This is a genomic window from Aeromonas sp. FL131, from assembly GCF_049860615.1.
In the GTDB taxonomy this organism is placed as follows: domain Bacteria; phylum Pseudomonadota; class Gammaproteobacteria; order Enterobacterales; family Aeromonadaceae; genus Aeromonas; species Aeromonas hydrophila.
The window spans coordinates 1,278,710-1,300,196 of the sequence record NZ_CP187595.1 but is presented as its reverse complement, the minus strand read 5'-3'; the positions used below and the strand labels follow the sequence as shown (position 1 = coordinate 1,300,196).

At 62.9% G+C, this 21,487-nt stretch carries 16 protein-coding genes; 4 read left to right on the top strand and 12 right to left on the bottom strand.

The genetic code is table 11. The features are described 5' to 3' along the window. Positions 1–94 precede the first annotated feature (94 nt). From ACPW75_RS06205 to ACPW75_RS06195, 3 genes are read left to right on the top strand one after another with little or no spacing between them, the layout of a single operon-like run. Complete coding sequence (locus tag ACPW75_RS06205; RefSeq protein ID WP_077096736.1) at positions 95–1,225, top strand: FIST signal transduction protein; 1,131 nt, start codon at positions 95–97, stop codon at positions 1,223–1,225. Next, entirely contained in the window at positions 1,222–2,655 is a 1,434-nt protein-coding gene (locus ACPW75_RS06200; RefSeq protein WP_077096738.1) for an HD domain-containing phosphohydrolase, read from the top strand. Before ACPW75_RS06205 ends, ACPW75_RS06200 begins: the two co-directional genes overlap by 4 nt. A gap of 15 nt (positions 2,656–2,670) precedes the next feature. Next, complete coding sequence (locus ACPW75_RS06195) at positions 2,671–4,197, top strand: HD domain-containing phosphohydrolase (protein WP_077096740.1); 1,527 nt, start codon at positions 2,671–2,673, stop codon at positions 4,195–4,197. A 60-nt stretch (positions 4,198–4,257) separates the two neighbouring features. Here ACPW75_RS06195 and purL read toward each other — a convergent pair whose 3' ends face one another. Beyond that, entirely contained in the window at positions 4,258–8,163 is a 3,906-nt protein-coding gene (gene purL / locus ACPW75_RS06190) for a phosphoribosylformylglycinamidine synthase (RefSeq protein ID WP_264098114.1), read from the bottom strand. A 149-nt stretch (positions 8,164–8,312) separates the two neighbouring features. Here purL and mltF point away from each other — a divergent pair, with 149 nt between their 5' ends. Continuing rightward, entirely contained in the window at positions 8,313–9,803 is a 1,491-nt protein-coding gene (mltF, locus tag ACPW75_RS06185; protein ID WP_077096766.1) for a membrane-bound lytic murein transglycosylase MltF, read from the top strand. A 358-nt stretch (positions 9,804–10,161) separates the two neighbouring features. Here the strand turns inward: mltF and ACPW75_RS06180 are convergent, their stop codons facing one another. The 11 genes from ACPW75_RS06180 to pepB form a co-directional block, all read right to left on the bottom strand. Further along, positions 10,162–10,395, bottom strand: coding sequence for a zinc ribbon domain-containing protein (locus tag ACPW75_RS06180; RefSeq protein WP_077096764.1), 234 nt, complete (start codon positions 10,393–10,395; stop codon positions 10,162–10,164). A gap of 103 nt (positions 10,396–10,498) precedes the next feature. Beyond that, positions 10,499–12,007 carry a ribosome biogenesis GTPase Der gene (gene der, locus ACPW75_RS06175; RefSeq protein WP_077096762.1) on the bottom strand — a complete coding sequence of 503 codons (1,509 nt, stop codon included), beginning with the start codon at positions 12,005–12,007 and terminating at the stop codon, positions 10,499–10,501. 74 nt (positions 12,008–12,081) lie between these two features. After that, positions 12,082–13,266 carry an outer membrane protein assembly factor BamB gene (gene bamB / locus ACPW75_RS06170; RefSeq protein WP_024944077.1) on the bottom strand — a complete coding sequence of 395 codons (1,185 nt, stop codon included), beginning with the start codon at positions 13,264–13,266 and terminating at the stop codon, positions 12,082–12,084. After that, the gene (locus tag ACPW75_RS06165; RefSeq protein WP_077096760.1) at positions 13,259–13,909 is read right to left on the bottom strand and encodes a YfgM family protein; all 651 of its coding nucleotides are present in this window, start codon (positions 13,907–13,909) and stop codon (positions 13,259–13,261) included. Before ACPW75_RS06165 ends, bamB begins: the two co-directional genes overlap by 8 nt. Positions 13,910–13,912: 3 nt before the next feature. Beyond that, the gene (hisS, locus tag ACPW75_RS06160; RefSeq protein WP_011705646.1) at positions 13,913–15,190 is read right to left on the bottom strand and encodes a histidine--tRNA ligase; all 1,278 of its coding nucleotides are present in this window, start codon (positions 15,188–15,190) and stop codon (positions 13,913–13,915) included. 138 nt (positions 15,191–15,328) lie between these two features. Further along, positions 15,329–16,444 (bottom strand): flavodoxin-dependent (E)-4-hydroxy-3-methylbut-2-enyl-diphosphate synthase, encoded by a 1,116-nt coding sequence (gene ispG / locus ACPW75_RS06155; protein WP_016350405.1) that lies wholly within the window; start codon positions 16,442–16,444, stop codon positions 15,329–15,331. A gap of 10 nt (positions 16,445–16,454) precedes the next feature. Then, positions 16,455–17,393: a RodZ domain-containing protein gene (locus ACPW75_RS06150; RefSeq protein WP_077096758.1), complete on the bottom strand. Its 939-nt coding sequence runs from the start codon at positions 17,391–17,393 to the stop codon at positions 16,455–16,457. Beyond that, complete coding sequence (tapF, locus tag ACPW75_RS06145; RefSeq protein ID WP_425904430.1) at positions 17,383–18,174, bottom strand: PilW family type IVa pilus biogenesis/stability lipoprotein TapF; 792 nt, start codon at positions 18,172–18,174, stop codon at positions 17,383–17,385. The genes ACPW75_RS06150 and tapF overlap by 11 nt, the downstream gene beginning before the upstream one ends. A 12-nt stretch (positions 18,175–18,186) precedes the next feature. Further along, positions 18,187–19,290 carry a bifunctional tRNA (adenosine(37)-C2)-methyltransferase TrmG/ribosomal RNA large subunit methyltransferase RlmN gene (locus ACPW75_RS06140; protein WP_011705642.1) on the bottom strand — a complete coding sequence of 368 codons (1,104 nt, stop codon included), beginning with the start codon at positions 19,288–19,290 and terminating at the stop codon, positions 18,187–18,189. Between the two features lie 168 nt (positions 19,291–19,458). Further along, complete coding sequence (gene ndk / locus ACPW75_RS06135; RefSeq protein ID WP_011705641.1) at positions 19,459–19,887, bottom strand: nucleoside-diphosphate kinase; 429 nt, start codon at positions 19,885–19,887, stop codon at positions 19,459–19,461. 269 nt (positions 19,888–20,156) lie between these two features. Next, complete coding sequence (pepB, locus tag ACPW75_RS06130; RefSeq protein ID WP_039214901.1) at positions 20,157–21,440, bottom strand: aminopeptidase PepB; 1,284 nt, start codon at positions 21,438–21,440, stop codon at positions 20,157–20,159. Positions 21,441–21,487 lie beyond the last annotated feature (47 nt).

Below are 21,487 nucleotides of genomic sequence, written 5' to 3'. Positions count from 1 at the left end.
TAACGGCTTATGGCCGCCAGCCGGACACGACCGGGTATCCACCGCGTCCCCCTTGCTGATATATTGATGATTGGCAGGAAAGGAGTTCCGAACGATGATGCAGCCCGCGTTTCATTCATTCGATGCGCAGCCACTGGCTGATGCACTGCGCTCCTATAGTGGCCAGCGGCTCGACGTCTTGCTGGCCGAGCAGGATGCAGAACACGTTGCCGACCTGCAGCAGCAGTGCCGGAACCTCGAAATTCAACTCAGCGGCGCTCTCTTTCCCCGCCTCCTCAGCCGTCACGGCTTTCATGAGCGCGGCGCCTGGCTGCTGCCGCGCCCGGCCTCCCACGCCCCGCTGCTCATCCCGCTCGATCCCATCGCCAGCGCCGATGAGCAGGCCCGTCGGCTCTGCGACGCGCTCGCCCCCCAGCTTGCCCAGTGGCCGCCAGCCGAAGGCATACCGACCCTCTTTCTGACCTTCGATGCCATGATCCCCAACATCGCCTCCCTCCTCGAGGGGATCTATCTGCATCTCGCGGACAGGGTCCACTATGCCGGTATCAATGCCGGCAGTGGCCAGTTTCGCCCCATGCCCTGCCTGTTCGACAACCACAGGCTGCTGGCACAGGCGGTCTGCTGCACCCTGCTGCCCCATCGCAGCTACCCCCTGCTCGAGCACGGCTATCAGCTCACCGCCCAGCCCATGCTGGCCACCAGCAGCGAGGGCAACAAGATCTCCTTCATCGACTGGCAGCCCGCCTTCAGCCGCTACCAGTCCCTGGTCCAGCAACAGTTCCAGCAGCGCCTGACTCCAGCGCAGTTCTACCAGTACGGCGTCCACCTGCCGCTTGGGCTGCTGAGGGCCAACGGCGACGTCATCGTGCGCATCCCGGTCGCCGTCACCGACGAAGGGGCGCTGCTCTGCGTCGGGGAAGTGCCGGATCACAGCATCCTCACCCTGCTCAAGGCGCCGCACAGCCCGACCGCCCACGCCATCGAGCTGGCCGAAAAACTGAGCCGGCACGGGGCGCCGGAGCGCCTCGAGATCTACTACTGCGCCGGCCGTCAGCAACACTTCGGCGAGCAGAGTGCGCTTGAGCTGGAGACCCTCTTCACTCACAGCGGCGCCCACCAGCTGGTCGGCGCCCTCTCCCTTGGCGAGATTGGCAGCCTGCGGCCGGGGGACTATCCGCTGTTTCACAACGGCGCCATTCTCTGCAACGGGGAGGGAACACGATGAACAACGACCACGCCATGGCCATCGTCTGCGATCTCGCCCTCTGCATCGGCCGCGAGGTCACGCTGGATGCCCTGCTGACCAAGGTGCTGCAGCGCTTTCTGTTTCACTGCGCCTGCCCAGTCGGGCTGGTGCTGCAGCAGTTGCCGCAGGGGGAGTACAAGATCATCAAGGCGATCGGCGACGATCAGCTGCTTCGCCATCAGGGAGAGCCGCTCACACTGCCCCACTGGGTCAGCGACGGCGAGCAGTGCATCCTGCGTGCAGCGTTGCCGTTGCCAGGCTCGCGCCCCTACCCGTTTGCCTATCGGCTGCGGATCGAGGGGGGCTATCTGATGCTGCTGCTCTCCCCCAATGCGGAACAGCAGGGAGAGCAGCTCTGTCACCTGTTCAGCCCCATCCTCGGCAACCTGGCCCGCGCCATCCAGCTGTGCCGGGACAGCGAGCAGCTGGCCCTGCGCCAGCAGGCGGAGCTGGTCGACATGCAGCGCTTCAACGAATCCCTGCTCAAGGCGATCCCCATCCCGGTGTTCTACAAGGATGTCGAGGGGCGCTTCATCAGCTGCAACCCGACCTTCACCCAGATCACCGGCATCAGCAAGGCCGAGCTGCAGGGCAAGCGGGTGGACGAGATCCTCCCCCCCGAGATGGCCGACGAATACACCCAGCGCGACTTGGAGGTGCTGCGCAGCAGGCAGCCGCAATATTTCGAGCACACCCTGTTTGATCGCAGCGGCCACCGCTATCAGGTGCTCAACTTCAAGGATCTCTTCTACGACCATCAAGGTGAGGTGGCCGGCATCATCGGCGCCCTGGTCGACATCACCCATATCAAGGAGAGCGAGCAGCAACAACGCACCCTGCTGTTCCAGACCATAGCGGCACTCTCCTCCGCCATCGCCCACAAGGATCCCGGCACCGCGGGCCACGAGCGGCGTGTGCACGATCTCGCACTGGCCATCGGCCAGCATCTGCAACTCTCCCAAGAACGCCTCGACGGGCTGGGCCTCGCCGCCATGGTGCACAACATCGGCCTGTTGCAGATCCCGGCGGAGATCCTCACCCGCCCCCGCGCACTGAGGGAGGTGGAGTTCGAGCTCATCAAGCAGCACCCGCAGGCGGGCTGTGAAATCCTGCAGCAGATAGACTTCCCCTGGCCCATCACCGCCATCGTGCAGCAGCACCATGAGAACCTGGACGGCAGCGGTTATCCGCAGGGGCTGCAGGGGGATGCCATCTCGCAGGAAGCGCGCATCATCCGGGTGGCCGATTCGCTCGCCGCCATGACGGCCCACCGCCCGTTCCGGCGAGCCATGTCCCTCACCGAGGCCTTTGCCGAACTGACCCGCTATGCCGGCGTCCATTACGACGAGCAGGTGGTCAGCGCCTGCTTCGCCGTGTGGCAGGCGGGTTATCGCTTTGCCCCCCTTTGACCGAGGCAGGATGACATGAGTTCAAGACCCGCACCGCCCTTTCCCCCGCTGCCCACGGCAGCCCTGCTTGGCCAGGTGATGGATCAGCTGCCTTATCGGGTGCTGCTCAAAGACATCCGCTCCGTCTTCATCGCCTGCAACCGGCTGCTGGCAGACGATCTCGCCCTCACCCCGGCCGATCTGGTCGGCAAGTGCGATGCCGACTTCTTCCCGGCCGAGCTGGCCAAGCGCTACCGGGATGACGATCTGAGGGTCATGGCCAGCGGCACCACCCAGCGCCACGAAGAGCCCTATTTGAAGGGGGGCGAGGCCCGCTGGCTCAGCACCACCAAGTTTCCTCTGCACGACGAGCTGGGCCAGGTGGTCGGGGTCGGCGTCTTCTTCGACGACATCACCGAGAAGAAACAGCAGCAGGAGCGGTTGCAGCAGTACACCTGGACCCTGGAGGCCATCGGCCGCGCCCACCACGCCATGCTCAAGCAGGATGATGAGCAGACCCTGCTGCAGGAGATCTGCGACGCCATCACCTTCGACGGCCGCTTTCCCCTCGTCACCGTGCTACAGGAAAACAGTGACCAGCACACCCTGCAGGTGCTGGCGCAGGCGGGCAACGCGGTCTGGTTTGCCAGCGACGACTGGCTGACCCGGGATCCCGCCCTGCATCAGGCCATCGGCACCGGGACGCCGTGCAACGAAGCCTTGGCCAGCGCGCTGGTGCACCACTCGGCCACCCTGCGCGCCCGTCTGCTGCTGCCGCTGCAGTGGCACGCCGGCGGGCATGGCGGCCTGCTCATTCACAGTGAACAGGCCCGCCCCTTCACCGACGAGGAGGTGCACCTCTTCAGCCAGCTGGCGGACTACCTCGCCTACGGCCTGCAGGCCCGCGCGACCCAGCAGGCCTATCTCACTGCCCAGCGCGACAAGGTGCTGCACGCCCGCCAGCTGGAGCTGGCGCTGGAAGATGCCCTCGGTGCCATTGCCGCCGTGCTGGAGCAGCGCGATCCCTACACCGCCGGCCACCAGAAGCATGTCGCCACCCTGGCGCTGGCCATCGGCCGTGAGCTGAAGCTGGACGAGAAGCGGCTGCGGGGGCTCTATCTGGGGGCCATGGTGCACGATATCGGCAAGATCCAGGTGCCACTCGACATCCTCACCAAACCGGGCCGGCTGACCCCGCAGGAGTTCAACCTGGTCAAGGAGCACCCGGGCGCCGGCTATCAGGTGCTCAAGGACATCGCCCTGCCCTGGCCCGTCGCCCAGATGATCCACCAGCACCACGAGTTCATCGACGGCTCCGGCTACCCGGCGGGGCTCAAGGGCGAGCAGATCCTGCTGGAGGCCCGCATCCTCACGGTGGCCGACATCGTGGAATCCATGTCCTCCGATCGTCCCTACCGCGCCGCCCTCGGCATTCCCCAGGCCAGGGCTCACATCATCGAACTGCGCGGCAGCAAGCTGGATGCAGCGGTGGTGGATGCCTGCCTGCGCATCCTCGATCGCGGGGATTTTACCCCCCATGAGCTGGGCCACGGCCAGTTCTAGCGAGCAAGCCGCCATAAAAAAACCGGCCACAAGGGCCGGTTTTTTGTTTGCGATTCGCGTTTAACCCAGGCGTACCCGGGCGTTGCGGAACATCCGCATCCAGGCGCCGTCCTCGCCCCAGTTGTCCGGGTGCCAGGAGTTGGCCACGGTGCGGAACACCCGCTCCGGGTGCGGCATCATGATGGTGGCGCGACCGTCGGTGGTGGTCACCGCGGTGATACCCGCCGGTGCGCCGTTCGGGTTGGCCGGGTACTGCTCGGTCACCTGACCGCGGTTGTCGACGAAACGCAGCCCCACCAGCCCACTCTGTTGCAGCGCAGCCAGGTGAGCGGCATCCCGCACCTCCACTCGCCCTTCCCCGTGGGAGACGGCAATCGGCATCACCGAGCCTGCCATGCCGGCGAAGAAGGCCGACGGGGAGTCCTGCACTTCCACCAGGCTGAAGCGGGCCTCGAAGCGCTCGGAGCGGTTGCGCACGAAGCGCGGCCACAGATCGGCACCCGGGATCAGCTCGCGCAGGTTGGACATCATCTGGCAACCGTTGCACACACCCAGGGAGAGGGTGTCGCCGCGCTCGAAGAAGCGCTGGAACTGCTCGCGGGCACCGTCGTTGAACAGGATGGATTTGGCCCAGCCTTCGCCCGCCCCCAGCACGTCGCCGTAGGAGAAGCCGCCACAGGCCACCAGGCTCTGGAACGCATCCAGCTTGATGCGCCCCTCGAGGATGTCGCTCATGTGCACGTCCACCGCCGCAAAGCCGGCGCGGTCAAACGCCGCCGCCATCTCCACGTGGGAGTTGACCCCCTGCTCGCGCAGCACCGCCAGACGGGGGGAGACCCCGCGGGCAATGTAGGGTGCAGCCACATCCTCGGCCGGGTGGTAGCTGAGCTTGGCCTGCAAGCCAGGATCGGCTGCGTCCTGACGGGCGGCATGCTCCTGATCCGCGCACTCCGGGTTGTCGCGCAGGCGCTGCATCTGCCAGCTGGTCTCGCCCCAGATGGTACGCAGGGCAGTGCGGCTGGCGCGATAGACCTCCTGACCGGCCCGCTGCAGGGTGATGAGATCCCCCTCGCGCACCGTGCCAAGCACGTGGGAGCAAGCCGCCAGACCGTGACCGGCCAGCAGGGTCATCACCGCTTCCTTGTCTTCACGGCGCACCTGGATGACGGCGCCCAGCTCTTCGTTGAACAGGGCCGGCAACAGCTCGCCGCCGATGCGATCCAGCTGCAGGTCGAGACCACAGTGACCGGCGAAGGCCATCTCCACCAGGGTGACAAATAGGCCGCCGTCGGAGCGGTCGTGGTAGGCGACGAGTTTGCGATCGCTCACCAGCGCCTGGATGGCGTTGAAGAAGCCCTTGAGCTGGACCGGGTTGTCCAGATCCGGTGCCTTGTCACCCAGCTGGCGATAGACCTGGGCCAGGGCAGAGGCGCCGAGACGCTGCTTGCCGTTGCCAAGGTCGATAAGGATAAGGTCGGTCTCACCGAGATCGGTACGCAGTTGCGGCGTGACGGTGTTGCGCACATCCTCGACCCGGGCAAAGGCCGAGATGAGCAGGGAGAGCGGCGAGGTGACGCTGTGCTCCTTGCCATCCTGCTGCCAGCGGGTCTTCATGGACATGGAGTCCTTGCCCACCGGGATGGTGATGCCAAGGGCCGGGCAGAGCTCCTCACCCACCGCTTTGACAGCCTCGTAGAGGCCGGCATCTTCGCCCGGGTGACCGGCGGCGGCCATCCAGTTGGCGGAGAGCTTGACCCGCTTGAGCGAGCCGATGTGGGCCGGCGCCAGGTTGGTGAGCGCTTCCGCCACCGCCATGCGAGCGGAGGCGGCGTGGGAGAGCAGCGCCACCGGGGTGCGCTCGCCCATCGACATGGCTTCGCCGTGGTAGCTGTCGTAGGTGGCGGCGGTGACGGCGCAGTCAGCCACCGGGATCTGCCAGGGGCCGACCATCTGGTCGCGGTTGACGAGGCCCGTTACGCTGCGATCGCCGATGGTGATGAGGAAGGACTTCTCCGCCACGGTGGGCAGACGCAGCACCCGCTCGGCAGCCTCACCCAGGGTGATGCCATCGAGCGCCAGCGGCTTGCCCTGCGCCGGCAGGCTTGCAACCTCGCGGTGCATCTTGGGAGTCTTGCCCAGCAGCACGTCCAGCGGCAGGTCGATGGGGTGGTTGTCAAAGTGCTCATCCGAGAGAGTGAGATGCTTCTCTTCGGTGGCGCTGCCGATGACGGCATAGGGTGCGCGCTCGCGCTCGCACAGCGCCTTGAACAGCGGCAGCTTCTCCTGGGCCACCGCCAGTACGTAACGCTCCTGGGATTCGTTGCACCAGATCTCGAGCGGGCTCATGCCCGGCTCGTCGTTCGGAATGGCGCGCAAGGAGAAACGACCGCCGCGATCGCCGTCGCTCACCAGCTCCGGCATGGCGTTGGAGAGACCGCCCGCCCCCACGTCGTGGATGAAGACGATGGGGTTGTCGTCCCCGAGCTGCCAGCAGCGGTCGATCACCTCCTGGCAACGGCGCTCCATCTCGGGGTTGTCACGCTGCACCGAGGCAAAGTCGAGATCTTCTGCCGACTGGCCGGAAGCCATGGAGGATGCCGCACCACCGCCCAGACCGATGTTCATGGCCGGGCCGCCCAGCACGATGAGGGCCGCCCCCACCGGGATCTCCCCTTTCTGGACGTGCTCGCTACGGATGTTGCCGATACCGCCCGCCAGCATGATGGGCTTGTGGTAGCCACGCACCTCGACGCCGTTGTGGCTCGGCACCTGCTCTTCGAAGGTACGGAAGTAGCCGAGAATGGCCGGACGGCCGAACTCGTTGTTGAAGGCGGCGCCGCCGAGCGGTCCCTCCTGCATGATGTCAAACGCGCTGACAATGCGGCTCGGCTTGCCGAAATCCTGCTCCCAGGGCTGTTCGAAGCCGGGGATACGCAAGTTGGAGACCGAGAAGCCCACCAGACCCGCCTTGGGCTTGGCACCGCGACCAGTGGCCCCCTCATCGCGAATTTCACCGCCGGAGCCGGTGGCGGCGCCCGGGAAGGGGGAGATGGCAGTCGGGTGGTTGTGGGTCTCCACCTTCATCAGGATGTCGACGCGCTCCTGATGGTAGTGATACTCGCCGCTGGCTGGGCTTGGGAAGAAGCGGCCACCCTGGCTCCCTTCCATCACCGCGGCGTTGTCTTTATAGGCAGACAGGACATGATCCGGCGTCTGCTCGAAGGTGTTCTTGATCATCTTGAACAGCGACTTGGGCTGCTGCTCACCGTCGATGGTCCAGTCGGCGTTGAAGATCTTGTGGCGGCAGTGCTCGGAGTTTGCCTGGGCAAACATGTAGAGCTCGATGTCGTTGGGGTTGCGACCCAGCCGGGTGAAATTCTCCACCAGGTAGTCTATCTCGTCGTCGGCCAGCGCCAGACCGAGCGCCACGTTGGCCTCGGCCAGCGCGGCGCGACCACCGCCCAGCACATCCACCTGGGTGAAGGGGCGCGGTTCGTGATGGACAAACAGGGCGGCTGCCTCGTTCATCTCGCCAAACACCGTCTCCATCATGCGATCGTGCAGCACGGCGGCCACGGCGGCGCGCTGGGCGGCGCTCAGCTCACCCTTGGCCTGCACGTAATAGGCGATGCCGCGTTCGAGCCGCTTGACCTGATTCAGGCCGCAGTTGTGGGCGATGTCGGTTGCTTTGGAAGACCAGGGGGAGATAGTGCCGGGGCGGGGGGTAACGAGAAACAGCTGACCGCTGGGGGTGTGTTCGGGGATGGTCGGGCCGTAGCGCAGGAGCTGGCCCAAGGTCGCTCGCTCCGGGGGCGACAGCGGGCTCGAGAGCTCGGCAAAGTGCACGTATTCGGCATAGACATCCTCTATCTCTACTCCTCTCTCCTGTTTCATCTGCGCGAAGCGTTGCAGCAGTTTTTGGACACGAAACTCAGACAGTGCGGGGGCACCACGCAAGATATCCATATGACCTTTCTCACCAAGTGTTGAAGTGGGGGGGAATTGAGACGCGCGTATTATAGGGATCAGGCCCATGCCGGACAAACGTTTTTCTTGTTTTGCCCAGTGTGACTCGGTGCACACTCTCTGGTATAAAGGTGCCTCTTTTTTGACAAATGCCGATTTTTTCAACAAGGGTACTCACCTACTTGCGCTGCATTTTTCGACTGTTTATCGGGCTGACGTTGCTGCTGACCCTGGTCGGTTGCGACTTCTACACCCCCTCCAGCCAGCTGGAGCAGATCCGCCAGCGAGGCGAGATCCGGGTTGGCACCATCTACGGCCCCACCTCTTATTACCAGCGTGACGACACCGCCCAGGGGTTCGATTACGAGCTGGCGCAGAGTTATGCCGACTGGCTGGGGGTCAAGCTGACCATAGTGCCGGTCTACTCCACCGCCGAACTGGTGGAACTGCTGAGAAAAGGCAAGCTGGATCTGGCTGCCGCCGCCATCGTGGTCACCCCGGAGCGGCGCCAGCTGTTTCGCTTCGGCCCCGGCTTCTACCAGGTCTCCCCCAAGCTGGTCTATCGCAACGGCTCTCCCAAGCCCAAGGACATCGGCGATCTCAAGGGCAACATAGTGGTGCCGGCCGGTTCCACCGGCGAAGACCTGCTCAAGGAGCTCGCCAAGCAGTACCCCAACCTGAAGTGGAGCACCAATCGGGATGCCGACGTGGAGGAGCTGCTCAAACAGGTGGCCGACGGCAAGATTGACTACACGGTGGTGCAGGATACCGTGCTGGCCCGCACCCAGCGCTACTACCCAGAGCTCACCGAAGGGATGACCCTGGCCAAGAACCAGACCGTGGCCTGGGCCATGACCAAGCTGCCGGACGACAGCCTCTACGCCAGCATCATCGACTTCTTCGGCCAGCGCTTCATGGACGGCGCCATCGCCAAGCTCGACGAGAAGTACTTCGGCCACGTGCAGAATTTCGACTTCGTCGACACCCGCACCTTCCTGCAGCGGGCCAAGAGCCTGCTGCCTAAGTATCAGGATCTGTTCAAGACCCACGCCAACGTGGTGGACTGGCGCCTGCTGGCCGCCATCAGCTATCAGGAGTCCCATTGGGATCCGGAGGCGCGCTCCTACACCGGGGTGCGCGGCATGATGATGCTGACCGAGCCCACCGCCAAGGCGATGGGGGTCAACAACCGGCTGCACCCGGAGGAGAGCATCAAGGGCGGCGCCCGTTATCTGGAGCAGATGATGGAGAAGGTGCCCGCCTCGGTGCCCGATGACGAGAAGGTGTGGTTTGCCCTCACCGCCTACAACATCGGTTACGGCCACATGATGGATGCCCGCCGCCTGACCAAGGAGCTCGGCAAGAATCCCGATGCCTGGAGCGACGTGAAAGAGGTGCTGCCGCTGCTGCAACAGTCGCGCTGGCATCGCAAGGTACGCTACGGCTATGCCCGCGGCGGCGAGGCGCGCAACTACGTCAACAACGTGCGCCAGTACTACCAGAGCCTGCTCTGGCTCGACAACGAGCAGCAGAAAGCCCACCGCCGCGAAGAGCTGGACGATGACGACAGCAGCGAGCCGCCCAATGCCGAACGCCCCACCGTCATCGCCGAAGTGGTCAAGCAGATCACCCTGCGCTGATCCCTTGTTGACAGGTTTGTTTTTCGGGTGGTTTCTCTGTTACCATCCGACCATACCGGAGCCTATCCGAAACTGTTTTTATCGCGCTATTTCATCCACTTGCACTTGGGATGACAGCACTTTCAGATAGGCTCCCATCATCACCCAAGGCCGGGATGGCCACCCAATGGGAGGAGACCAAGATGCGAGCTCGCAGAAGAACGACACTGGTCAGAAAAGCAAAGTGCGGCTGGAGCCCCAGACGCAAACTCAAGCTCAATGACATCAAACGCAAGATATGGCGCCGAAACCGCTCCTTCACCTTGCTGATAGCAGAACACACAGCATAAACCCGGCAATCGCCGGGTTTTTTATCGCCTCAATTCCCCGCCTGCGGGCTCACCTCAAAGATCACTGCCCGCTTCGATACCAGGCTGTTGCAGTGATTGCAGAAGTAATCCACCGCGCCGCAGGCCTTGAGCCGCTCCAGCTCCTGCCGGCAGGTCGGGCAGAGGGCCCGGATCTGGAAACGGGCCTGGCACTGGCTGCAGGTGGTCTCGCGGCTGCGACTGTCCAGCTCGCCCTGACAGGCAGGGCAGTGAAGGTGGCTCATGGTTGGCTCCTTGCAAAGTGAATGTGCAGTGGGTCGGCCCACTGCACATTCCCCTCCCCTGGCCCCAGAAAAAACGGCTGCCGGTGAGGGCAGCCGCTGGGCCTTATTTCTTGGCTTTGGCCTTGAGCAGGCGCTTGCGTTGACGCTCCTGGCTCAGGGTCAGGGTATTTTTCTTGCCCTCGAACGGGTTGGCAGACTCCTGGAACTCGACCCGGACCGGCGTCCCCATGATCTTCAGCGACTTGCGGAAGTAGTTGATGAGGTAGCGCTTGTAGGAATCCGGCAAGTCATTGAGCTGGTTGCCGTGGATCACGATGCGCGGCGGGTTGTAGCCACCGGCGTGGGCATATTTGAGCTTGACCCGGCGACCATTCACCATCGGCGGCTGGTGGTCTTCCTGCGCCATCTGCATGATGCGGGTCAGCATGGCGGTGCTGGTACGGCGGGTGGCGGACTGGTAAGCCTCCTGAATGGATTCGAACAGGTGGCCCACCCCGCTGCCGTGCAGGGCGGAGATGAAGTGCACGCGGGCGAAGTCGATGAAGCCCAGACGACGATCAAGCTCGTTCTTGACGTCCTCTTTCACCTTCTGATCCAGCCCATCCCACTTGTTCACCACCAGTACCACGGAGCGGCCGGTGTTGAGCACGAAACCGAGGATGCTCAAGTCCTGATCGGTGATGGTCTCCTGGGCGTCGATCACCAGCAGGCAGACGTTGGCATCTTCAATCGCCTTGAGGGTCTTGATGACGGAGAACTTCTCCACCGTCTCGTGCACCTTGCCGCGACGACGCACGCCGGCGGTGTCGATGATGACGTACTTCTGCTCGTCACGCTCCATCGGGATGTAGACGGAGTCGCGCGTAGTGCCCGGCATGTCATAGACGATGACCCGATCTTCACCCAGCATGCGGTTGGTCAGGGTGGACTTGCCGACGTTGGGGCGACCGACGATGGCAAACTTGATGGGCAGGTCGGCGAACGGCGTCTCCTTGGTGTCTTCCTTGGTGTCGAGTTCACCGGCAGCCACCATGCGCAGCAGGGCTTCTTCGTCGAAGTCCTCTTCTTCCTCATCTTCCTCATCCTGCGCGGTTTCTTGTGTGGCGGCGTCGACCAGGGTCTCCAGATGGGGGGCCAGCGCCAGCTCCAGCAGGCTCAGTACGCCGCGACCGTGGGCGGCCGCCATCTGGTAGACCTCGCCCAGAGCCAGACCGTAGAACTCGGACACGGCAGAATCACCGTCGATGCCGTCGGTCTTGTTGGCCACCAGAAACACCTTCTTGTGGGTCTTGCGCAGGTGCTCGGCGATGGCCTGATCCGCCGCGGTCAAACCGGCACGGGCATCCACCATGAACAGCACCACGTCCGCTTCTTCGATGGCCAGCAGGGACTGTTCGGCCATCTTCAGCTCGATCCCTTCTTCGGTGCCATCGATACCGCCGGTATCCACCACGATAAATTCCAGCTCGCCCAACTTCGCCTGGCCGTACTTGCGGTCCCGGGTCAGACCGGGGAAGTCAGCCACCAGGGCATCCCGGGTACGGGTCAGGCGGTTAAACAGGGTGGATTTCCCCACGTTGGGGCGGCCCACCAGGGCTACTACAGGAGTCATAAAAGCCTCATTCTCAAGACGACAAAGGCTCCGGGTCCGAAGACCAGGAGCCGGATATTCAGATTGACGGGCGATCAGGGACGCTTGATAGCGTACAACTTGCCGCCACGGCTCTGCACATACAGGGTGTCACCGTCCACCAGAGGGGCGGCGTACAGACCACTGCTGTCGAGCTGCTGCATGGCCTTGATGGTACCGTCGGTACGATCCAGCCAATACAGGTAACCTTCCACATCGCCGACCACCACATAGTCACCCAGGATGACGGGGGCGGTCACGGTGCGGTTTTCCAGCTGGGTATTGGACCACAGCTCGAGACCATTGCGACGGTCGACCGCAAACAGGTGGCTGCGGCTGTCGGTCAGCACGATGGCATTGCCGGTCACCGCCATGTCGCGGTAGCCGGAATACTTGCGCTTCCATACCTCGTCACCGGTCATCAGCTTGCGCGCCATCAGCTGGCCATTATAGGCGATGGCATAGAGCTCATCGCCGGCGATCAGCGGGGTGGCATCCACGTCGACCATCCGATCCAGCTCGGTGGCACCGCGCGGGTCGGCGACCTTGGACTGGCGCACCGGCTGACCGTTGCTGAGCAGGGCGATGCCCACCTTGCCATCGGCGCGGCCGTACAGCACGGCGCCGTTGGTGATGATGGGGGCACCGGCGCTGCGCAGGGTCAACGGCGGCTGTTCTTCCGCCAGGGTCCACTGCAGCTTGCCTTCATCGGTATCGAGCGCCACCAGGCGGCCCGAGGTGGTCAGCACCACCACCCGACCATCCTCGACGGCAGGGCTCGCCACCACTTCACCCGGCACCGAAGTCTGCCACAGCACTTCGCCGTTCTCCTGGTTCAGGGCGTACACCACCCCGTTCTCGGAACCCAGGAACAACTTGCCGTAACGGGATACCAGGCCACCGGAGAGGCGGGCGCTGCGCTTGTCGGCGTTGATCGGCAGGTCAGCCAGATCCACGCTCCACAGCTCCTTGCCGCTTTCGCGGTCAAAGGCGGTCACGTCGCCATCGCGAGCGGCGGCATAGATGCGCTCCTCTTCCACCACCGGCTTGAGCTGGGAGTAGAAGTCGCCGATGCCGTCACCCACCGAGGAGGACCAGCTGGTATCGGCCGTGAAGGCGGACTCGACCTTGGGCAGCGGCGCCATCGGGTTGAGATCCTCTTCCGAACTGAACAGGGAGCACCCCTGCAGGGCGAAGGAGACCGCAGCCCCCAACACCACCATCTTGAACAGATTACGCATCCGGAGCCTCACCCGTGGTCACCGCTGGCAACGCCAGATCGTCCATTTTCAGCTTGAGCTCGGCGCTGCCCTGCAGGCCGCCGGCATCGGCCGCCGCCTGATAGGCATCGCGCGCCTCTTCGGCCTTGCCCTGTTTGAGCAGCACGTCGCCGCGTACTTCCGCAACCTGGGCCTTGAAGGCATCGTTGTTGATCTTGCCAAGCTGGGCCAGCGCCTCGTCAGCCTTGCCCTGATCGTTCAGAACCCGGGCCAGACGCAGGGCGGCGATGGGACGGATGCTCTCGTCACCGCTGGTGGCCACCTGGGTCAGCTGCTCGACGGCCAGATCCAGCTTGCCGGCCTTGACGGCGGCGGCGGCCAGCTGCAGGGCAGCCAGTTCGGCATAGGAGTCACCCTTGTGGGCGCTGATGAAGCTTTGCGCCTGCTCGAAGCCGGCGGCATCGCCCTTGGCCAGCTGGGCAGACATCTCGTTGTAAGCCTGGGAGGCGGTCTCCTGGCTGGTCTGCTGATGCTCGTTGTAGTAGCGCCAGCCAAAGAGTCCAACCAGACCGATAACAGTTCCTGCGATCACCGAGGTTCCGTTCTCTTTCCACCAGCTCTTGATGACCTCAACCTGTTGTTCTTCGGTGGTATAAACTTCCACAGCTTACTCTCCTTTGGCTGCCAGCAGGGCAATGGCGGCGTCGACCGTGACGGTCTGTTGCTCGGCCTGGCCACGCAGATATTTGATGGTGATCTCCCCGTTTTGCACCTCGGTCTCGCCAAGGATCAGGGCAATGGCCGCGCCGCTCTTGTCGGCACGCTTGAGTTGTTTCTTGAAGTTGCCGCCGCCGCAGTGGCTCATCAGGCGCAAGTCCGGCAGGGCATCGCGCAGCCGCTCGGCCAGCTGGAAACCGGCCTGTTCAGTACCCTCGCCCACCATGGCCAGGTAGACATCCACCGCCGGGCGGATATCGCCGTTGAGTTCGAGGGTCTCGAGCATCAGCACCAGTCGCTCCATGCCCATGGCGAAACCCACAGCCGGCGTCGGCTGACCGCCGAGCTGTTCCACCAGACCATCGTAGCGACCACCGGCACAGACGGTGCCCTGAGCGCCCAGACTGTTGGTGACCCACTCGAACACGGTGAGGTTGTAGTAGTCGAGGCCGCGTACCAGCCGCTCGTTCACTTCATACTGGATACCAGCGGATTCGAGCAGGCGCTTGAGCCCCTCGAAGTGGGCCAGGCTCTCTTCGCCCAGGTGATCGAACAGACGCGGGGCCCCCACCAGAATGGCTTGAACCTTCTCGTCCTTGGAGTCCAGCACCCGCAGCGGGTTGCTGTACATGCGGCGCTGGCTCTCTTCGTCCAGCTGATCTTTGTACTGCTCCAGGTAGGCCACCAGCGCATCACGGTAGGCGGCGCGTTCGCTGCTCTGACCGAGGGTGTTGAGCTGCAGGGTCACGTGCTCGCTGATGCCGAACAGACGCCACAGGCGGTGAGTCAGCATGATGAGCTCGGCATCGATGTCCGGCCCGTTGATGCCGAACAGCTCGACCCCGAACTGGTGGAACTGGCGATAGCGGCCCTTCTGGGGACGCTCGTGACGGAACATGGGGCCCATGTACCACATCCGGCGTTCCTGGTTATAAAGCAGACCGTGCTCGATGCCGGCACGCACGCAGCTGGCGGTGCCTTCCGGGCGCAGACTCAGGCTGTCGCCGTTGCGGTCTTCAAAGGTGTACATCTCTTTTTCGACCACGTCGGTCACTTCACCGATGGCGCGCTTGAACAGATGGGTCTGCTCGACAATCGGCATGCGCACTTCGCTGTAGCCATAGCTGGCCACGACCTGGCGCAGGATCTGTTCTACTTTCTGCCATACCGGGCTCTGCTCCGGCAGGCAATCATTCATACCGCGAATAGCTTGGATCTGTTTTGCCACGTTGATACTCGAGAAAAAGAGGTAAAATTTGGCCGCATTATAGGGATTTTCGACCCCGAGGTAAAATCAGGGTATTCCAATGCGGGATGTAAAATCAGCAACCTAAAGACAGGGCCACCCTGAGTGGCCCTTGGTTGCTCAACCCTCGTCCACCTGGATCTGGTTGGCCGGATCCAGCATGGCGGCCCGGGCGCGAATGCGGCGTTCCAGGGTCGGGATGAGATCCTTGTTGTCGAGCCGGTCCACCCGCTGACCACCCTCGTAGAAGGCGCTCTTGTTGGCCGCCCCCGCCAGACCCAGATCCGAGACCAGCGCCTCGCCAGGACCATTCACCACGCAACCGATGATGGAGACATCCATCGGGGTGATGATGTCTTCCAGCCGCTCTTCCAGGGCGTTGACCGTGCCGATGACGTCGAACTCCTGGCGGGAGCAGGAGGGACAGGCGATGAAGTTGATGCCGCGGGAACGGATGCGCAGGGATTTCAGTATGTCGAAACCCACCTTGATCTCTTCTACCGGATCGGCCGCCAGCGAGATGCGCAGGGTGTCGCCGATGCCTTCGCTCAGCAGCATGCCAAGACCGATGGCGGACTTCACCGCGCCGGCGCGAAAACCGCCCGCTTCGGTGATGCCAAGGTGCAGCGGCTGTTCAATCTGCTTGGCCAGCAGGCGATAGGCGCCGACCGCCAGGAAGACGTCGGACGCCTTGACGCTCACCTTGAAGTTGTCGAAGTTCAGGCGATCCAGATAGTCCACGTGGCGCATGGCTGACTCGAGCAGCGCCTCCGGGGTCGGTTCGCCGTATTTCTCCTGAATGTCTTTCTCCAGCGAACCGCCGTTGACGCCGATGCGGATCGGGATGTTGTAGTGACGAGCGCAGTCGACCACGGCGCGAACCCGCTCCTCGTTGCCGATGTTGCCCGGGTTAATACGCAGGCAATCGGCACCGTATTCGGCCACTTTCAGGGCGATGCGGTAGTCGAAGTGGATATCGGCGACGATGGGAATGCGGGTCTGCTGCTTGATGAGCTTGAAGGCTTCCGCCGCTTCCATGGTGGGAACCGAGACCCGCACGATGTCGGCGCCAACCCGCTCGATCCGCTGGATCTGCTCGACGGTGGCGGCCACGTCCGTGGTCTTGGTGTTGGTCATGGTCTGCACCGTGATGGGGGCATCGCCCCCAACCGGTACATTACCGACCATGATCTGCCTGGATTTACGACGAATGATGGGAGATTCGTGAGCGGACATGGCGGACAGATTACTCCTGCGGCAGTGAGAGGCGAGCAGTCCGGCCGTTGTTGTAACGGCTCATGTCGATGGACTTGCCCTGATATTCGATATTGACGGCCATGGGCGCACCAATGATGAATTTGAGCGGCTCGGGTCCTTCCAGTACCAGTTCGTCATTGGCCTTCTTGAGGCCGCTGAACAGGGTCTTGCCCTTGGCATCCTTGACATCCAGCCAGCAGTCGGCGGTGAAGCTCATCTTCAGCTGAGGCACCTTGGCCGGCTCGCTCGCGGCGGTATCAGCAGCCGGTTGCGTGGCAGTGGCGGCAGAGGTCGCAATAGCCGTGGTCGCCACGGCGCTGCTGGCATCGACCGGCAGGGTGGTCGCGGCGGCGCTGGCCACGGGGTCAGCCGCGGTCGCGGCCGCAGCGGAAGTTGCCGGAGCAACCACAGGGTCAGCCACGTCCACCGCTGGCGGCACGGTGGCGCTCGGGGTGTTGCTGGTTGCGCCCATTTCAGTCGCGGCCAGGGCCTCGTCACCGGCGGAGCGACGCGCCGTGCTCTGCCACCACCAGGCGACGGAGAGCGCGATCAGCACCAAGATCACCAGCCAGGTGACGACCTTGAGGCGGCTGTCGTTGGCCTGCTGACGGGAGCGACGGGAGAAGCTCTGCATGTCGATGTTGTCGGGGGGAGTCAGCCCCAGCTTGTCATAAGCCGCGAGGATGGTCTCTTCCGGGATACCGACCAGCTTGGCATAAGTACGCAGATAGCCGCGAATGAAGGTATGGGACGTATGCTTGTCATACGTATCCGATTCGATCGCGGCAATCAGAGTCAGACGAAGGTGAATGCGAGACGCAACCTGTTCTCGTGTCCAGCCGAGCTGTTCACGGGCGTTGCGCAGCAGCTGGCCTGGGCCAACTGCCTGGGAGTCGTCTTGAAAATCGTGTGGCTGTTCAGTAGTCATTGGCTAAGTAACGCTTGGCTTGTTGCGAAGTGGGATATTGCCTTACCAGCTCAGTCCCGAATTGGTGAAGTAGTGCCGGTTTGTCCATGGCCTGCGCCAGCCGCAATCTCAACCAGAGACTGTTCTCGTTCTCGTCTGACACATCGGCAAAACGGGCGAGATAGGCCTGCACATCAGGCAGCTTGCCATCTTTCATGGAAAGCTCCGCCATGTCCAGCAATAACCTTGGATTGCGGGGATTATACCCCAAGGCCAAGCGATAATACTCGCTTGCTTTATCATTTCTGCGATTTTGCTCGGCGCAAAGTGCCGCGTTTTCATAGGTATCGGCAATCTTGATGTAGTTGGGCTGGCTGACTGCCTGCAGGAAGGCCTTTTCCGCCTCGTCGAAGCGACCACGATTGCAAAGGAAGGCGCCATAGTTGTTCATCGCGTCAGCATTGGACGGATCCATGGCAAGGGCTTTCTTGTAGCTCTCTTCGGCCGCCTTGAAATCCTCCACTTGCTGGTAGAAGTAGGCAAAACCGACGTAAACCTGAGGGTTGGCAGGGTCATACTGCAGCGCGCGGTCAAGGTTGAACTTGGCCTGCTCGGCGTTGCCCTGTTGCAGATATTGAATACCCAAATCCAGACGGGTCTGGGCTGCCGCCTTGAGATCGGGACCCACTTCACGCTGGGTGGAGTTCTGGCCAGCGTAAGTGGTCTCGGTAACACAGCCTGGCAGCGCACAGAGCGCTGCCACTACGATCAATGTACGTGTATCCATTCCCTGACTATACAATGGCTTAGCAAGTTAAACCATTTTGACGGAAATCCCATCCTGTTGCATCCGATTTTTCATGGTGCGCTTGGTGCGATCGATCACCTCCCCCACCAGCTGGCCACAGGCCGCATCGATGTCGTCGCCACGGGTCTTGCGGACGATGACGGTGAAGCCATATTCCATCAATACCTTGGAAAAACGGTCGATACGGCTGTTGCTCGGCTTGCCGTAGGGGTTGCCCGGGAAGGGGTTGAACGGGATCAAGTTGATCTTGCTCGGGGTATCCTTGAGCACCTTGGCCAGCTCGTGGGCGTGCTGCATGTCGTCATTGATATGATCGAGCAGCACATATTCCACGGTCACCCGGCCGCCGTTGGCGTTGGACTTGCCGAGGTAGCGACGGACGCCGGCGAGGAACTCCTCAATGTTGTACTTGTCGTTGATCGGCATGATCTCGGAGCGCAGCTTGTCGTTGGGTGCGTGCAGGGAGATGGCCAGGGCCACGTCAATCTGATCGCCCAGCATGTCCAGCGCAGGCACCACGCCGGAGGTGGAGATGGTCACCCGGCGCTTGGAGATGCCGTAACCGAAGTCGTCCATCATCAGCCGCATGGCCGGTACCACGTTGGCGAGGTTGAGCAGCGGCTCGCCCATGCCCATCATCACCACGTTGGTGATGGGACGCTTGCCGCCGACGATCTTGGCGGCACGCCATACCTGGCCGATGATCTCGGAGACTTTCAGGTTGCGGTTGAAGCCTTGCTGGGCGGTAGAGCAGAACTTGCACTCCAGGGCACAGCCTACCTGGGAGGAGACGCACAGGGTCGCCCGATCCTCTTCCGGAATGTAGACGGTCTCCACCTCCTGGCCGCCGACCTGCAGCGCCCACTTGATGGTGCCGTCGGAGGAGCGCTGTTCACGGCTCACTTCCGGCGCCCGGATCTCGGCGATCGCCTTGAGGCGCTCGCGCAGCACCTTGTTGACGTTGTTCATCTGATCGAAATCATCACAACCAAAGTGATAGATCCACTTCATCACCTGATCTGCCCGAAACGGCTTCTCGCCCAGTTCGACGAAGAAGGCGCGCATGGCATCCCGATCAAGATCCAGCAGGTTGGTTTTTGTTTCGCTCATCAAGGGCCTCAGCTCACACACTTCATAAATTATCGGCTGACCTACGTCAGGGGGCGGCATTGTACAAATTATGGGTCCGGCTTTCCACCTGGAGAATAAGTGGATATTGACCGAATGACCAAAAAACAAAAGGGAGCCGAGGCTCCCTTGGGGTTCTTTCGACAGAAATCAGCCGCGCGGGCAGATCTCGGCATCGGAGAAGAAGTAGGCGATTTCACGGGCAGCGGAGGCAGGTGCATCGGAGCCGTGCACGGCGTTGCGGTCGATGCTCTCGGCGAAGCAGGCGCGCAGAGTGCCGGCCAGGGCCTCTTTCGGGTTGGTGGCGCCCATGATTTCACGGTGACGGCGGATGGCCTCTTCGCCTTCCAGCACCTGGATCATGACGGGGCCGGAGGTCATGAAGCTGACCAGGCCGTCATAGAAAGGCTTGCCCTGGTGCTCGGCATAGAAACCGGCGGCTTGCTCGCTGCTCATGTGCAGCATCTTGGCGGCGATGACTTTCAGGCCAGCGCTCTCGAAACGGTTGTAGATGGCACCGATCAGATTCTTGCTGACGGCATCCGGCTTGATAATGGAGAAGGTACGTTCGATGGCCATTGAGATCTTTCCTTAACTACAGAGATTTATTGTTAGAATCCATGTTCGGCGGCGATTATACGTAAACAAAAAGCGAAATAACACACAGAAAAGCAACTTTTTATTAAACAAATTCTTCCCTAAAACAACATCACCACTCATCTTGGCCCAGGCTGGCAGGAAAAAATGTGCGCTTGTGCACGATAGTCATGTTAACCCCCTGAAACCCAGGCTATTGCTCACCCTCCCCCTGTCGAAAGGGCACCCGCAGGTGCCCTTGTCGTTGCCGGTCAGCGGACCTCCGCCAGCAGGGTGTGGGCGATGGTGCGCATCCCCAGGGTGTTGGCCCCCGGTGCCCACAGGTTGTCGCCGTTCTCGCTGAAACAGGCGGCGAGATCGACGTGCAGCCAGCCCTGCCCCTCATTGGCAACGAAGCGGGAGAGGAAGCCCGCCGCGTTGGAGGCACCACCCGGACCGCCGCCCGGCACGGGCCGGCTGTTGGCGGTGTCGGCATAGTGGGACGGGCACTGCTGGCGATGCCAGGGTTCCAGCGGCAGCGGCCAGGCGGGTTCCTGTTCGGCATCCGCATAACCCATGGCGCGGCTCACCAGCCCCTTGTCCAGCCCGAACAGGGCATTGTAACGTCCCCCCAGCGCCATCACCGCCGCCCCGGTGAGGGTCGCGGCGTCGATGACCAGCGGCGCGCCAGAATCCCCGGCCAGCTGCAGGCCATCGGCCAGCACCAGCCGCCCCTCGGCGTCGGTGTTGACGATCTCCACCGTGGTGCCGTTCTTGTAGGTGAGGATGTCGCCCAGCTTGTAGGCGTGACCCGAGACCAGGTTCTCGGCGCAGCAGAGGATGAGCTTCACCCGCTTGTCGAGGCCGCGCAGAATGGCCAGCGCCAGGGCGCCGGTGACGATGGCGGCACCGCCCATGTCGTGCTTCATGGTCAGCATGCCCTGGGAGGTCTTCATGGAGTAGCCGCCGGAGTCGAAGGTGATGCCCTTGCCCACCAGGGCCGCGGCCACCGGGGCCTTGGGATCCCGACCTGGATTGAAGTCCAGCTCCAGCAGCACGGGCTCGCGCTCGCTGCCACGGCCGACCTGATAGAGACCGACCCAGCCCGCCTGCTGCAAGGCTTCCCCCTTGAGGATGCGATGACTGATCCGGTCCGGCGCCAGCTCGGTGATGAAGGCGGCAGCTTCAACCGCCAGCTCCAGCGGCCCCAGCTGTTCCGGCGTGGCATTGGTCATCTCCCGCACCCAGCGCCCGCACAGCCAGCGCGCCTCCAGCTCTTCCCGATCCTCCTCGGACGAGGTAGCCCACTGCAGCTCGACCTCCACCTTGGGGGTCTGCAGCCCTTGGGCGAAAGCCCACTGCTGCTCACGCTCCCAGTGACCGGCCAACACCACCTGCTGGATCCCCTGACTGCACAGACGCCGTGCCGCCTGCTGGATATCCAGCAAGGGGCTGGCGGTCACCAGATGGATCACCATGCCGTCGGCGCGGTGGGAGAGCAGCGCCCCCTCGCCCCACTCGGGAGCGGCAAATTCTCGGCTCAACCAGATGTTCATGCACTCACCTCCTGCAGCCAGCGGGTGTCAGATAATACGCAGGCCGT

Bases quoted from the DNA above. Each gene is read 5' to 3' on its own strand.
- ACPW75_RS06205 (WP_077096736.1), top strand. From the start codon at position 95: ATGATGCAGCCCGCGTTTCATTCATTCGATGCGCAGCCACTGGCTGAT.
- ACPW75_RS06200 (WP_077096738.1), top strand. From the start codon at position 1,222: ATGAACAACGACCACGCCATGGCCATCGTCTGCGATCTCGCCCTCTGC.
- ACPW75_RS06195 (WP_077096740.1), top strand. From the start codon at position 2,671: ATGAGTTCAAGACCCGCACCGCCCTTTCCCCCGCTGCCCACGGCAGCC.
- purL (WP_264098114.1), bottom strand. From the start codon at position 8,163: ATGGATATCTTGCGTGGTGCCCCCGCACTGTCTGAGTTTCGTGTCCAA.
- mltF (WP_077096766.1), top strand. From the start codon at position 8,313: ATGCCGATTTTTTCAACAAGGGTACTCACCTACTTGCGCTGCATTTTT.
- ACPW75_RS06180 (WP_077096764.1), bottom strand. From the start codon at position 10,395: ATGAGCCACCTTCACTGCCCTGCCTGTCAGGGCGAGCTGGACAGTCGC.
- der (WP_077096762.1), bottom strand. From the start codon at position 12,007: ATGACTCCTGTAGTAGCCCTGGTGGGCCGCCCCAACGTGGGGAAATCC.
- bamB (WP_024944077.1), bottom strand. From the start codon at position 13,266: ATGCGTAATCTGTTCAAGATGGTGGTGTTGGGGGCTGCGGTCTCCTTC.
- ispG (WP_016350405.1), bottom strand. From the start codon at position 16,444: ATGTCCGCTCACGAATCTCCCATCATTCGTCGTAAATCCAGGCAGATC.
- ACPW75_RS06150 (WP_077096758.1), bottom strand. From the start codon at position 17,393: ATGACTACTGAACAGCCACACGATTTTCAAGACGACTCCCAGGCAGTT.
- ACPW75_RS06140 (WP_011705642.1), bottom strand. From the start codon at position 19,290: ATGAGCGAAACAAAAACCAACCTGCTGGATCTTGATCGGGATGCCATG.
- ndk (WP_011705641.1), bottom strand. From the start codon at position 19,887: ATGGCCATCGAACGTACCTTCTCCATTATCAAGCCGGATGCCGTCAGC.
- pepB (WP_039214901.1), bottom strand. From the start codon at position 21,440: ATGAACATCTGGTTGAGCCGAGAATTTGCCGCTCCCGAGTGGGGCGAG.